Origin of the sequence: Streptomyces sp. WZ.A104 (assembly GCF_002382885.1) — a bacterium.
GTDB lineage: Bacteria > Actinomycetota > Actinomycetes > Streptomycetales > Streptomycetaceae > Streptomyces.
This window is the reverse complement of the sequence record NZ_NWVL01000051.1, coordinates 1-13,305: the sequence shown is the minus strand read 5'-3', so window position 1 is coordinate 13,305 and position 13,305 is coordinate 1. Positions and strand designations below refer to the sequence as shown.

12 protein-coding genes are annotated in these 13,305 nt (G+C 72.4%); 6 read left to right on the top strand and 6 right to left on the bottom strand.

Going from position 1 to position 13,305, the window contains the following annotated elements; translation table 11 throughout:
- Positions 1-44 precede the first annotated feature (44 nt).
- On the top strand, positions 45-2,894 hold the full coding sequence (locus CIB93_RS24855) for an RNA helicase (RefSeq protein WP_096629970.1): 2,850 nt from the start codon (positions 45-47) through the stop codon (positions 2,892-2,894).
- 216 nt (positions 2,895-3,110) lie between these two features.
- Here the strand turns inward: CIB93_RS24855 and CIB93_RS24850 are convergent, their stop codons facing one another.
- The 3 genes from CIB93_RS24850 to CIB93_RS24840 form a co-directional block, all read right to left on the bottom strand.
- Complete coding sequence (locus tag CIB93_RS24850) at positions 3,111-3,548, bottom strand: SPW repeat protein (RefSeq protein ID WP_096629969.1); 438 nt, start codon at positions 3,546-3,548, stop codon at positions 3,111-3,113.
- An 88-nt stretch (positions 3,549-3,636) separates the two neighbouring features.
- Complete coding sequence (locus tag CIB93_RS24845) at positions 3,637-4,641, bottom strand: ADP-ribosylglycohydrolase family protein (RefSeq protein WP_096629967.1); 1,005 nt, start codon at positions 4,639-4,641, stop codon at positions 3,637-3,639.
- A 95-nt stretch (positions 4,642-4,736) separates the two neighbouring features.
- On the bottom strand, positions 4,737-5,384 hold the full coding sequence (locus tag CIB93_RS24840) for a fasciclin domain-containing protein (RefSeq protein WP_096629966.1): 648 nt from the start codon (positions 5,382-5,384) through the stop codon (positions 4,737-4,739).
- A 298-nt stretch (positions 5,385-5,682) separates the two neighbouring features.
- Here CIB93_RS24840 and CIB93_RS24835 point away from each other — a divergent pair, with 298 nt between their 5' ends.
- From CIB93_RS24835 to CIB93_RS24815, 5 genes are read left to right on the top strand one after another with little or no spacing between them, the layout of a single operon-like run.
- Positions 5,683-6,957 (top strand): NAD(P)/FAD-dependent oxidoreductase, encoded by a 1,275-nt coding sequence (locus CIB93_RS24835; RefSeq protein ID WP_096629964.1) that lies wholly within the window; start codon positions 5,683-5,685, stop codon positions 6,955-6,957.
- Positions 6,954-7,676, top strand: a complete 723-nt coding sequence (locus tag CIB93_RS24830; protein WP_096629962.1) for a DUF1365 domain-containing protein — start codon at positions 6,954-6,956, stop codon at positions 7,674-7,676. Before CIB93_RS24835 ends, CIB93_RS24830 begins: the two co-directional genes overlap by 4 nt.
- Positions 7,673-8,938: a cyclopropane-fatty-acyl-phospholipid synthase family protein gene (locus CIB93_RS24825; RefSeq protein ID WP_096629960.1), complete on the top strand. Its 1,266-nt coding sequence runs from the start codon at positions 7,673-7,675 to the stop codon at positions 8,936-8,938. Before CIB93_RS24830 ends, CIB93_RS24825 begins: the two co-directional genes overlap by 4 nt.
- A complete protein-coding gene (locus tag CIB93_RS24820) occupies positions 8,935-9,135 on the top strand; it encodes a hypothetical protein (protein WP_096629959.1) in 201 nt (66 codons plus the stop codon). Before CIB93_RS24825 ends, CIB93_RS24820 begins: the two co-directional genes overlap by 4 nt.
- Positions 9,132-9,935: a DUF1295 domain-containing protein gene (locus CIB93_RS24815; RefSeq protein WP_096629957.1), complete on the top strand. Its 804-nt coding sequence runs from the start codon at positions 9,132-9,134 to the stop codon at positions 9,933-9,935. Before CIB93_RS24820 ends, CIB93_RS24815 begins: the two co-directional genes overlap by 4 nt.
- A gap of 63 nt (positions 9,936-9,998) precedes the next feature.
- Here CIB93_RS24815 and CIB93_RS24810 read toward each other — a convergent pair whose 3' ends face one another.
- From CIB93_RS24810 to CIB93_RS24800, 3 genes are read right to left on the bottom strand one after another with little or no spacing between them, the layout of a single operon-like run.
- Complete coding sequence (locus CIB93_RS24810; RefSeq protein ID WP_096629955.1) at positions 9,999-11,366, bottom strand: deoxyribodipyrimidine photo-lyase; 1,368 nt, start codon at positions 11,364-11,366, stop codon at positions 9,999-10,001.
- A 39-nt stretch (positions 11,367-11,405) separates the two neighbouring features.
- Complete coding sequence (locus tag CIB93_RS24805) at positions 11,406-12,158, bottom strand: anti-sigma factor domain-containing protein (RefSeq protein ID WP_096629954.1); 753 nt, start codon at positions 12,156-12,158, stop codon at positions 11,406-11,408.
- Positions 12,155-12,739: a sigma-70 family RNA polymerase sigma factor gene (locus tag CIB93_RS24800; RefSeq protein WP_096629952.1), complete on the bottom strand. Its 585-nt coding sequence runs from the start codon at positions 12,737-12,739 to the stop codon at positions 12,155-12,157. The genes CIB93_RS24805 and CIB93_RS24800 overlap by 4 nt, the downstream gene beginning before the upstream one ends.
- Between the last annotated feature and the right edge of the window lie 566 nt (positions 12,740-13,305).

The window sequence follows — 13,305 nt, the reverse complement described above, 5'->3', positions numbered from 1 at the left end:
GATCGCGCTGAGTGTCAGAGGTGGCGGGTAGGCTCGTAGCCAAGATGACAGAGGACCTCTCACCAGCTGAGCGATACCAGGCTTCTCGGGTCCGTGCGGCCGAGATGGCGACGGCCCTCGGGCCCTTCCGGGAGATGTACGCATTCGGACTGGACCCGTTCCAGATCGAGGCCTGCCAGGCCCTGGAGGAGGGCAAGGGGGTGCTGGTCGCGGCCCCCACGGGGTCGGGCAAGACGATCGTCGGCGAGTTCGCCGTCCACCTGGCCCTGGAGCAGGGCCGCAAGTGCTTCTACACCACGCCGATCAAGGCGCTCTCCAACCAGAAGTACGCCGACCTCGTCAAGCGGTACGGCGCGGACAAGGTCGGTCTGCTGACCGGCGACAACAGCGTCAACTCCGAGGCGCCCGTGGTCGTGATGACCACCGAGGTCCTGCGGAACATGCTGTACGCGGGCTCCCAGTCGCTCGCCGGCCTCGGCTATGTCGTCATGGACGAGGTGCACTACCTCTCCGACCGCTTCCGGGGCGCGGTCTGGGAGGAAGTGATCATTCACCTCCCGGAGTCGGTGACTCTGGTGTCGCTGTCGGCCACCGTGTCCAATGCCGAGGAGTTCGGCGACTGGCTGGACACCGTGCGCGGCGACACCGAGGTCATCGTCTCCGAGCACCGGCCGGTGCCGCTGTGGCAGCACGTGATGGCCGGACGCCGGATGTACGACCTCTTCGAGGAGGAGACCGACCACGGCGGCCGCGGCGCCGGACGCCGCGAGGTCAACCCCGACCTGGTCCGTCTCGCCCGCCAGGAGAACCAGCAGGGCTACAACCCCCGTGAGCGCCGCCGGGGCAAGATGGTCCGCGAGGCCGACCGCGAGCGCGAGCGGCGGCAGCGCAGCCGGATCTGGACGCCCGGCCGGCCCGAGGTCATCGACCGGCTGGACTCCGAGGGGCTGCTGCCCGCCATCACGTTCATCTTCAGCCGGGCGGGCTGTGAGGCCGCCGTCCAGCAGTGCCTGTACGCCGGACTCCGCCTCAACGACGAGGACAAGCGCCGACTGGTCCGGGAGATCGTCGAGGAGCGGACCGCCTCCATCCCCGGCGAGGACCTGAACGTCCTGGGCTACTACGAGTGGCTCGAAGGCCTGGAGCGGGGTATCGCCGCCCACCACGCGGGCATGCTGCCGACCTTCAAGGAGGTCGTCGAGGAGCTGTTCGTCCGGGGTCTGGTGAAGGCCGTCTTCGCCACCGAGACCCTGGCGCTCGGCATCAACATGCCCGCGCGCTCCGTGGTGCTGGAGAAGCTCGTCAAGTGGAACGGCGAGCAGCACGCCGACATCACCCCCGGTGAGTACACCCAGCTCACCGGTCGGGCCGGTCGCCGCGGAATCGACGTCGAGGGCCACGCGGTGGTCCTGTGGCAGCGCGGCATGGACCCCACGGCGCTGGCCGGCCTCGCGGGGACGCGCACGTATCCGCTGCGCTCCAGCTTCCGCCCCTCGTACAACATGGCGGTCAACCTCGTGCAGCAGTTCGGGCGGCACCGCTCGCGCGAGCTGCTGGAGACCTCGTTCGCCCAGTTCCAGGCGGACAAGTCCGTCGTCGGGATCTCCCGGCAGGTCCAGCGCAACGAGGAGGGCCTGGAAGGCTACAAGGAGGGCATGACCTGCCACCTCGGGGACTTCGAGGAGTACGCGCGGCTGCGCCGCGACCTCAAGGACCGCGAGACGGAGCTGGCCAAGCAGGGTGCGGCGCAGCGGCGGGCGGCGGCGGCCTCGTCGCTGGAGAAGCTGAAGCCGGGGGACGTCATCCATGTGCCCACGGGGAAGTTCGCGGGTCTGGCGCTGGTGCTGGATCCCGGACTGCCCGCCGGGCGGGCCAACGGGCACCGCGGGTTCGACCACCACGACGGGCCGCGTCCGCTGGTGCTGACCGCCGAGCGACAGGTCAAGCGGCTGGCCTCGATGGACTTCCCGGTGCCGGTGGAGGCGCTGGACCGGATGCGCGTCCCGAAGTCGTTCAATCCGCGCTCGCCGCAGTCCCGGCGCGATCTGGCCTCCGCGCTGCGGACGAAGGCCGGGCACATCGCGCCCGAGCGGCACCGCAAGCAGCGGGCGGCCGCGGCCGACGACCGGGAGATCAGCCGGTTGCGGACCGAGTTGCGCGCCCACCCGTGCCACGGGTGCGACGAGCGTGAGGACCACGCGCGGTGGGCCGAGCGCTACCACCGGTTGCAGCGGGACACCCGGCAGCTGGAGAAGCGGATCGAGGGGCGGACGAACACGATCGCCCGCACCTTCGACCGGATCGTCGCGCTCCTCACCGAGCTGGACTACCTCCGGGGCAACGAGGTCACCGCGAACGGAAGGCGGCTGGCCCGGCTGTACGGGGAGCTGGATCTGCTCGCCAGCGAGTGCCTGCGGGAGGGTGTGTGGGAGGGGCTCAACCCCGCCGAACTCGCCGCGTGCGTCTCGGCGCTGGTGTACGAGGCGCGGCAGGCCGATGACGCGGTCGCGCCGAAGCTGCCGTCCGGGCCGGCCAAGGTCGCCATGGGCGAGATGGTGCGGATCTGGGGGCGGCTGGATGCCCTGGAGGAGGACTTCAAGATCAATCAGACGGAGGGGGTCGGGCAGCGCGAGCCCGATCTCGGCTTCGCCTGGGCGGTCTACATGTGGGCCTCCGGCCGCACGCTGGACGAGGTGCTGCGCGAGGCGGAGATGCCGGCGGGGGACTTCGTGCGGTGGTGCAAGCAGGTGATCGATGTGCTGGGGCAGGTCGCCGCGGCGGCTCCTCGGGAGGGGGCCGGGCCTGCGGGGGCGGCCGGTTCTGTGGCTCGGAACGCGAGGAAGGCGGTTGATGCGGTGTTGCGGGGGGTTGTGGCGTACAGCTCTGTGGGGTGAGGGGGGCTTGGACGCGGGTGTGGGGCGCCCGCGTCGGGCTTGTTCCCCTGCCCGCCCCTTCCCGAAACCGGTGCGCCGCCCCGGAGCCCGCTCCTGGAACGCAGTAGGGGCTGGAGTCGCCGAGCGCCGTAGGGGCCGGAGCAGACCCCGCTCCTCAAGCGCCGTAGGGGCTGGAAGCGCAGGCGCCTGAGAGGCGGGGCCTGGTGGGGGTCGGCGTCAGGTGCTGCGGCTCTTGGCCGCCGCCCCGGCGCAGGCCATGCCCAGCAGGATGGTCAGTCCGCCGACGATGATGTTGCTGATGATGATCCCGGCGTCCGGGCTGCTCCCGACCACCCAGGTCGACACGATGACCCAGGCGCCGATGGCGCACATCGCCCAGCTCAGCCCGTACATGCGCTCGGGCATCACGGTGAAGCCGAGGGCCAGTACCGCGATGGCGATACCCATCACCAGGTTGTGCGTCACCAGGGCCGGCTGGCTGGCCGTGAAGTGGAGCACCCACGGGGAGACAGCGCAGTACAGGCCGACCAGGAACACCGGCGCGTCCACCAGAGCCACATCGCGGCCGCCCATCATCCGGTCATACCGCGCGCGCATTTCGGAGGCATCGGGGTGGCCCGATATGTCGCTCCTCGCGTGTGAGACGTTGCTCATGAGTTCTCGTCTCCTTCCGTCCTGCGGGCCCTGCCGCTGTACGGAGGGTGCGGCAGGCACCCATACCCATAGTGCGCTTATCCGGCGCTTATGTGTACATTTCCGGCGATACGGATCGGGGTGGATCTCCGGTACCGGCTGCCTGTTCTCCCTGACGGTCCAGCCGGTCGGCCAGGGCGATCAGGTCCGACGTACGCAGCACGCGGTCCCCGTACCCAGGCAGCGGCACGTGCAAGGGCGTGCGCCAGCGGTCCGGGACGGCGCCGATGCCGTACACCGCTCCCGCCAGCCCGCCCGTCACGGCTGCCACCGTGTCGGTGTCCCCGCCCACGTCGACGGCGGCCGCAAGGGCCCGTTCGAGGGTGTCCGTCGTCCGCAGGGCCCACAGTGCCGTGCCGAGGCAGGGCCATACCGCCCCGTTGAACTCGGTCGCCAGCCCCGGGTGCCAGTCGGGCGCCAGAACCGTCGCCCAGCGCGTCCGGTGATCGGCGTGCACCTCGTCCAGTGCCCCGGGGACGGCGGCGAGGGGATCGTCGCCCAGCAGTGCCGCCCGGATCAGTTCGTGGAAGACGGCGGTGCCCTCCCAGGCCGCCCGGTCGCCATGGGTGAGCGCCGCGATCCGCCGTGCCGCCTCCATCGTGGCCGCGCGCCCCGCGCGGGCGAAGTACACGCCCGACGTGGTCGCCCGCATAAGTGAACCGTTGCCCGCTGCCCGTCCGTTCAGCTGGAAGTGCAGGGCCGCGGCCAGGTCCCACGGTTCGCCGTTGGTCAGCACGTCCTCGGTCTGGAGACCGATGTCCTTCGGAGCGCCCGCCGCCCAGCGCCGGAACCTGTCGAACACGTCCGGTGGGTCGAGGCCGTCCTGTTCCAGCAGTGACTCCCCGACCAGCACAGCCATCTGTGTGTCGTCCGTCGCCTCGCCCGGGTCCCAGCCGCCGCCTCCGCACAACGTCCCGACGCCGTCCGGAAAACGGTCGGTGAACACCCCTGGGGCGCCGAACTCGAAGGGGGCGCCGAGCGCGTCACCCACAGCGGAGCCGACCACGGCGCCGGACACCCGGTCGGCACGGCTCGGGGATTCACGATCCGTCATCCGGTCAGGCTAAGGCAGCGCCCGCGCGCGGCGAGGGGCGGGAGCCGCACCTCGGTGCGACTTTCCGCCCCTCGTCCGTGGGGTTTGCGTGAGCGCTACTTCGGGGGCATCAGGACCGTGTCGACGATGTAGACCGTCGCGTTGGCGGTCGGGACGTTGCCGCAGACGACCTTCGAGGAGTCGTTCACGGTGTACTCGACGCCCGAGCCGGCCGTCGTCAGCTCGCTCTTCTCCAGCGTGTCGAAGGACCCCTTCTCCAGCTGCTGCGGGGTCAGCTTCTCGCCCACCACGTGGTAGGTGAGGACCTTGGTGAGCTCGGCCTTGTCCGCCAGCAGCGCGTCCAGGTCGGCCTTCGGGATCTTCGCGAACGCGTCGTTGGTCGGGGCGAACACCGTGATGTTCTCGGCGTTGTTGAGCGTGTCGACCAGGTCGGCCTGCTGCACGGCGGTCACCAGCGTCGACAGCTCCTCGTTGTTCGAGGCCGCCGTGGCGACCGGGTCCTTCGCCATGCCGTCGAACGAGCCCGCGCCCTGCTTCGGCACCGACGAACAGGCCGGGCCGAACGGCCCGTCCATGGGCATCGACTCATCGGCCGAGGGGCTCACCGGCGCGGACGCGCTGGGGGTCGAGCCGGCCGCCGAGTCCTTGGAGGAGTCGTCCGACGAGCAGGCGGTCAGCGTCAGCGGCAGCATGGCTGCTGCGGATACGGCGACGGCTGCGCGGCGGAAGAGGAGCGTGTTCATGGCGTTTCTCCTGGATCGAAGGTTCGGTGAGCGGAGCGGAGTGGGGGGGCGAGGGCCACGCGCCGAGCGTGACCGACCGGGGCAGCAGCGCCCCGTCCGTCCGCGCGTCGTTCCGCTCTGTTCTCACACGGGGGGTTCGGCGCCGGTCGGCCGGCGGATTGGTCCCGGGCTCCCCTTCACCCGATCGGAGCAGAGGTCGGAGACCCGACCAATCCTTCCGGGCACCGGTAACGAATGGAGGGTGAGCAGCGCTCCAGCAGCACTCCGACCGGAGTGGAAAGACCCGGAGGGAACCGGAATGACAGGGGAACGGCGGCGGACGGCCGTGGTGGGAGCCGGAGTGGCGGGACTGACCGCCGCCCACGTTCTCAGGCAGGCTCATGAGGTGACGCTGTACGAAGCGGACGACCGCGTCGGGGGGCACGCCCACACGCATGATCTGGGCGCGTCCGACGGCCGGGTGCACCGCGTCGACTCCGGGTTCATCGTGCACAACCGGCGGACGTACCCGTATCTGCTGCGGCTCTTCGACGAACTCGGGGTCGCCACCCAGAAGTCCGAGATGTCGATGTCCGTACGGTGCGAGGGGTGCGGCCTCGAATACGCGGGGGCACGCGGCCCCGCCGGGCTCTTCGCACAGCCGGGCTCAGCCGTGCGCGGACGCTATCTGCGGATGCTCGCCGAGGTGCCGCGCTTCCACCGTGCGGCCCGGGCCCTGCTGGCGCAGCCGGAAAGCGGTGCGAGCGCGATGACGCTGGGGGAGTTCGCCCGGCGCGGGCGCTTCTCGCCGTACTTCCGCGCCCACTTCCTCACCCCGATGGTCTCCGCCGTCTGGTCCTGCGACCCGGTCACCGCCCTGCGCTACCCGGCCCGCTACCTCTTCCGGTTCCTCGATCACCACGGCATGCTCACCGTCGGCGGCTCCCCGGTCTGGCGCACTGTCACCGGCGGCTCCCGCGCGTACGTCGACCGCGTCGTCAAGCAGCTCACCGCCGTGCACACCGCGACCCCGGTGCGCGCCGTCACCCGGCACGCGGAGGGCGTCGACGTCACCACCGAGGACGGCACGACCACCCCGTACGACTCCGTCGTCATCGCCACCCACCCCGGCCAGGCGCTGCGGCTGCTCGCCGACCCGACCGACGCCGAGCGCGGCACACTCGGCGCGTTCCGGTACTCCCGCAACCCGACGCTGCTGCACACGGACACCACCCTGCTGCCGCGCGGCCGGAGAGCCAGGGCGTCCTGGAACTACCTGATGCCCTCGTGCGCCGCGGACGCCGACCACGTGACCGTCAGCTACGACATGAACCGGCTCCAGCGGCTCGACGCGCCCGAGACCTTCGTGGTCACGCTGAACGGCTCCGACCGGGTCGACCCGGACACCGTCCGCGCCCGCATGGTCTACGAACACCCCGTCTACACCCCGGAGTCGGTCGCCGCCCAGGCCCGGCTGCCCGCCCTGTCAGGTCCCGTCACCGCCTACGCGGGGGCCTACCACGGCTGGGGGTTCCACGAGGACGGCTGCCGTTCGGGGGCCGAGGCCGCGGCCGCCCTGGGGGTGAGGTGGTGAACGCCCTCTACCCGTGCACCATCACGCACGTACGGACCCGCCCCGGGAAGTACGCGTTCCGCCACCGCACGTATCTGTGGCTGATCGACCCCGACCGGCCACCCCGGCTGCCGCGCGCCCTGCGGCCGCTGGCCCGCTTCGAGGCCCGCGACCACTTCGGCGGTACCGCGCCCACGATCCGGGCCGGGCTGGAGCGCTTCCTGCGTGCGCGGGGGGTGGAGCTCGGCGACGGGACCGTCACCATGCTCACCCAGGCCCGGGTGCTCGGGTACGTCTTCAACCCCATCACCGTCTACTGGTGCCACCGCGCCGACGGCACTGCGCTCTGCGTCGTCGCCGAGGTGCACAACACGTACGGCGGACGGCACGGCTATCTGCTGCGTCCCGACGGGGACCACCGAGCCGTGACCGGCAAGGAGTTCTACGTCTCTCCGTTCTTCCCCGTGGACGGCGGCTACCGGATGCGGCTGCCCGAGCCCGGGCCCCGTCTCGACCTGAGTGTCTGTCTGGAGCGGGAGGGGAACCGCCCGTTCACCGCGACCGTACGGGGCTGCCGCCGGCCGGCCACCCCCCGCGAACTGGTGCGCCTCGCCCTGCGCCACCCCCTCTCCACCGTCCTCGTCTCCGCCGCGATCCGCCTGCACGGCATCCGCCTCTACCTGCGCGGGCTCCCCGTGCAACCCCGTCCCCCGCACCGCCCACAGGAAGGCATGCAGTGACCGCGCCCACCTCTGCGCCGCCGGCAGAACACACCCCCGGGGCCGACCCGGAACGCTGGCCCGACATCGTCGCGCTGCCCCGGGTCTCCCGCGCCCGGACGGCCGTCGCCGAACGCGTCGTCCGCCACGCGCTCGGCCGGCTTCCGCTCCGCGCCCGGCTCGCGGGCAGGAAGGACATCGGCCTCGGCGGGCCGCTCATGGACATCCGCGACCCCGACGCCTTCTTCCGGCGGATCGGCGCGAGCGGGCTCATCGGCTTCGGCGAGTCCTACATGGCGGGGGAGTGGGACGCGCCGGACCTGGTCGGCGTGCTGACCGTGCTCGCCGACAACGCCGCCGACCTCGTCCCCCGGCCGCTGCAACGCCTGCGTGGCATCTGGGCGCCGCGCAGGCCCGCAGCGCAGATGAACACCCCCGAAGGCTCCCGGGACAACATCAGCCACCACTACGACCTCTCCAACGAGCTCTTCGCCCTCTTCCTCGACGAGACGCTCTCCTACTCCTCCGCCGTCTTCCGCGGCTTCCCCGCCGAGCACGACCTGCTGCCCGCCGCCCAGCACCGCAAGATCGACCGGCTGCTGGACGCCGCCGGGGTCGGCCAGGGCACCCGCCTCCTGGAGATCGGCACCGGCTGGGGCGAACTGGCCATCCGCGCGGCCGCCCGCGGCGCCCGGGTGGTCACCGTCACGCTCTCCGCCGAACAGCGCGCACTGGCCCGCACCCGCATCCGAGAGGCCGGGTACGAGGACCGTGTCGAGGTGCGACTGAGCGACTACCGCCAGGTCACCGGCGACTACGACGCGATCGTCAGCGTCGAGATGGTCGAGGCGGTCGGCGAGGAGTTCTGGCCGGTCTACTTCGGGACCCTGGACCGCCTGCTGGCCCCCGGCGGCCGGATCGCCCTCCAGGCCATCACCATGCCCGACGACCGGCTCCGCGCCAGCCGCTCCACGTACACCTGGATCCAGAAGTACATCTTCCCCGGCGGACTGCTGCCCTCCACCGAGGCGGTGGAGCGGATCACCACCGGCCACACCCGCCTGCGCACCACCCGGCGCATCCGCTTCGGCGCGCACTACGCCGAGACGCTCCGGCTGTGGCGGGAGAGGTTCACCGAACGGGCCGCCGAGGTCGACGCCCTCGGCTTCGACGCCGTCTTCCGCCGGATGTGGACCTTCTATCTCGCCTACTCCGAAGCGGGTTTCCGCTCCGGGTATCTCGATGTGCAGCAACTGCTGCTGACCCGCGAGGAGACCGCGTGACCGCCGCCACCAGGCCCTCCGCCCGGCGCACCCCGGCCGGGGCCGCCCAACGCGCCGAACCGGCGACCGAGCGCTCCCCCGGCGGCGGGCCGCCCCTGGGGGTGCGGATGCGGGGCGGGAGCGATACCGGACCCCATGAGGCCCCCACCGTCCCCGCGCGGACCCGCGGAGCCGGGAACCCGGGAGCGGACCGGTGAGCGGCTTCGCCTGGGCCGCGTTCGCGAACGGGCTCGCCGGGGCGGCCGTCGCCGCCCTCGGCGTCATGCTCGTCACCTTCGCCATCGCCCTGAACAAGGGGGTGCACCGGATCGTCGACATCGCCTGGGGCGTCGCCTTCGCCGCCGTCGCCCTGGTCTCCTACGGCCTCTCGGCGGGTGCGGGCGACGACGGCCGCCGACTCCTGGTGACCGCGCTGACCGTGATCTGGGGGCTGCGCCTCGCCGTCCACATCGGGCGGCGCGGCCGGGGCCACGGGGAGGACCCGCGCTACGCGAAGATGCTGGCCAAGGCCCCCGGCAACCCGAACCTGTACGCCCTGCGCAAGGTGTATCTGCTCCAGGGCGCGCTGGTCTGGCTCGTCTCGCTCCCGGTGCAGGCCGCGCAGTACCTCACCGCTCCACTGGCCTGGTGGGCCTGGGCCGGGGTGCTTCTGTGGGCGGTCGGCCTCGCCTTCGAGGCGATCGGTGACGCACAGCTCGCCCGGTTCAAGGCCGACCCCGCCAACCGGGGGAAGATCATGGACCGGGGGCTGTGGTCCTGGACCCGCCATCCGAACTACTTCGGCGACTTCTGCGTGTGGTGGGGCCTGTTCCTTCTCATCTGCCAGGCCCCGGCCGCCGCTGCCGCCACCGTCGTCGCCCCGCTGGTCATGAGCTTCCTGCTGACCAAGGGCAGCGGCGCGGCCCTCCTGGAGCGCCATATGGCCGACCGGCCCGGGTACGCCGCATACGTCGCGCGGACCAGCGGCTTCCTCCCCCGGCCGCCGCGCGGCACCTGAGCACATCGACAAGGGCCCGTTCCGCAGCGAGCGGTGCGGGCCCTTGCGCGTCCCGTCGTCCGGTCAGTCCAGGCCGCGGGCGCGCTCGAACCGGGACCGGGCCTCGGCCAGGTCCACCACCGGGTCCGGATAGTCGATGCCCGCCCGGTCCAGGCCCTGGAGCTTCCAGGGCTCGTGGATCGCCGCCCCCTCCAGATCCGCCAGCTCCGGGACCCAGCGCCGCACGTAGTCGCCCCGAGGGTCGAAGCGTTTGCCCTGGATCACCGGGTTGAGGACCCGGTTGGGCCGGGTGTCCGTGCCGGTGCCCGCCACCCACTGCCAGTTGAGCTGGTTGTTCGCCAGGTCGCCGTCGACCAGCAGGTCGAGGAAGTGCCGGGCGCCCACCCGCCAGTCCACGTACAGCGTCTTGGTGAGGAAGCTCGCGGCCAGCATCCGGCCCCGGTTGTGCATCCAGCCCTCGTGCGCGAGCTGCCGCATCGCCGCGTCCACCAGCGGATAGCCCGTCCGCCCGGTCCGCCATGCGTCGATCTCGTCCTCGTCGCAGCGCCAGCGGTCCCGGCGCGGCCGGTAGTCGGACCAGGAGGCGTCGGGGCGGGCCGCGAGGACCTGGTGGTGGAAGTCGCGCCAGGCCAGCTGCCGCACGAACGCCTCGCCGCCGGGCCCGCCCTTCTCCCGCGCGCGGTGCACCAGTTCGGCGGCGGAGACCGTACCGAAGTGCAGATGGGGGGAGAGCCGGGACGTCACGTCCCCGGCCAGATCGTCGTGGCCGTCCTCGTAGCCGGCCATCGGTCCGTGCAGCCAGGACGTGACCAGCTTGCGGGCCGTGTCCTCGCCGCCCCGGGCGAGACCGGGGGAGAGGTTCTCGACCGCCTCCCGGTCCGGGAGCGGGTCGCTCACCACGCCGTCCGGCACCCGGACCGTACGCGGAGCCGTCACGGTGCCCCGCACTCCCTCCGCCTCCCAACGGCGGAAGTACGGGGTGAACACCGCGAAGTGGTCCTTGCCGCCCGTCGGTACCACCCGGCCCGGCGCGAGCGCGGTGACCACCGCGTCATGGACGCGCAGTGCGCAGCCGGTGCCCGCCAGAGCCTCACCGATCCGCTGCTCGCGCCGCGCCGCGTGCCGGCTGACTCCGGCGGCGACGTGCACGCAGGCCGCCCCGGTCCGCTCGACGACCCGTCTCACCTCGCGGGCCGTCTCGCCCCGGCGGGCGATCAGCCTGCCGCCCCGCTGCCGGAGTCCGGCGTCCAGATCCGCCAGGCAGTCCGCGAGGAACGCCAGCCGGTTGGGCGCGTCGAAACCGGCCCGGTGGACGGCGTCGTCCCGGACGAACAACGGGACGACCTCGTCCGCGTCCCGCAGTGCGGCACGCAGCACCGGGTTGTCGTGGACTCGTAGATCGGAGGTGAACAGCACCACCGCGACACTCATGGAACGGGTGCTCCCTTGCAGGATTTCGTGGGTGAGTGGTCAGGCCGTCGGGAAGTCCATCAGCGCCACCGGCGACGAGGTCGGCTCGGCGGACCCCCCGGCGGGCTCGACCGTGATGCCCATCCCGGACGCCTGGTCCACCGGCCCGTCCAGCAGGACCGCGTCGTCGCTCGCGGTCGGGTCCATCAGACCGGCGGAGCGCATCGTGCCCTCGTCGTTGAACCAGAGCTGGTAGACCTTGCCGCTCGGCGGCCGTTGCATCCCCGAGGCCAGGAACACCGCGCGGTTCTGGCTCTGCGAGACGACGACGGTGCCGCGCGCGCCGCCGGTCAGCTCGCCCGAGGCGGTCTTCGCGTCCGGGGCCGAGAGCACCTGGGCCAGCTGCTCGTTCTGCCGCTGCGCCTGACGCGCCTCCTGCCGCGCGTCCTGTGCCACCTGGTTCTGCCAGACCGCGACCCCGCCGAACGCCGCGGCCGCCGCGATGCAGGCGGCGAGAGCGTAGGCGTACCGTCGGCCGGTGCGTCCGCCCCCGCCGGTCCGCTCCCGTCTGCCGGGCGCCGGAGTCTCCTGGCGTACGGTCGTGATCGCCCGCAACACCCTCGCGCGCAGCTCGTGCGGAGGGGGCTCGGCGACGGCGAGGCCGAGCCGGGCGGCGGTGGCCGACAGCTCCCGCACCTCCTGGGCGCAGGCCTCGCAGTCCTCCAGATGCCGTTCGAACGCCTGCCGTTCGGACTCCGGCAGCGCATGCAGGGCATAGGCCCCGGTCAGTGTGTGCAGCTCGGCCGTGTTCACGCGCTCACCCCCAGGCAGTCGCGAAGGCGGATGAGGCCGTCACGGAGCCGTGTCTTGATGGTGCCCAGCGGCACGGCGAGGAGTTCGGAAACCTCACGGTAGGTCAGGCCCCGGTAGTAGGCCAGCGTCACCGACTCCCGCTGCAGCTCGGACAGGGTGCGCATACAGCGTCGTACCTGTTCTCTCTCCAACCGGGTCTCGACCTGCTCGGACACCTCGTCGAAGGCGGGCGTCCGGTCCAGCAGCGCCGCCTTGTGCTCCCGGGCGGCCGCGGCCTCGGCCGCGCGGACCCGGTCGACGGCCCGGTGGTGGGCCAGGGTCAGCACCCAGTTCATCGCGCTGCCCCGGGACGCCTGGAAACGGGGTGCGGTCCGCCACACCTCCACCAGCACCTCCTGCGCCACCTCCTCCGACTGCGCCGGGTCGCGGAGCACGCTGCGCACCAGGCCGAGCACGGGCCCGCTCACCGCGTCGTACACCGAGGCGAACGCGTCCTGGTCGCCCCGCGCGACCCGCCCCAGGAGTTCCTGGAGGTCGGGGCCGGGCGAGGGCACCCCACTGATGTGTACGGCTTCCTTCACGCGGGTTTCCTCCCGGGACGATCGTCGCTTCCGGCAGTGGTTCGGAGCGGACGGCCGTGTGGATTGGTCGGGTGCGGGCGATCTTTTCAGAGCAGGCCCCGGGAGGACGCGCGACTCAGCCGGCGGGCGTTTCGCGCCGCCGTGGCCGGACGGCGCGGACGGCGAGGAAGATCAGCAGCCCGAACGGCGACCTCGGCGAGGCGATGTTCGGCGCACTGCGGAGGCTGGCGCACATGGACGCGTCCTACCGGCTCTTCGAGTCCCCGGGGCATCTCTCCGGCCCGGCAGGGGGGAACGGGCCGGCGGAGGGGAACGGCCCGGCGGAGGGGAACGGCCCGGCGGACGACCGCGCGGCTCCGTCGGACGAAGGCGCTCGGGGAGGTGCTCCGGAAGGCACTGCGGAGGTCTGAGGCCGACGCACGGACCCCGCCCGCCGCGATGTGCGGCGGACGGGGTCCGACGGTCTGCTCGCCGGGCGGACCGGGGGCCCAGGGCGCGGCCGCTCCGGGTGTGCCGGCCTCCCGGGGCGGGGCTCGGCGGGCGCGCGGCGGCCCTGGGGCGGCCGC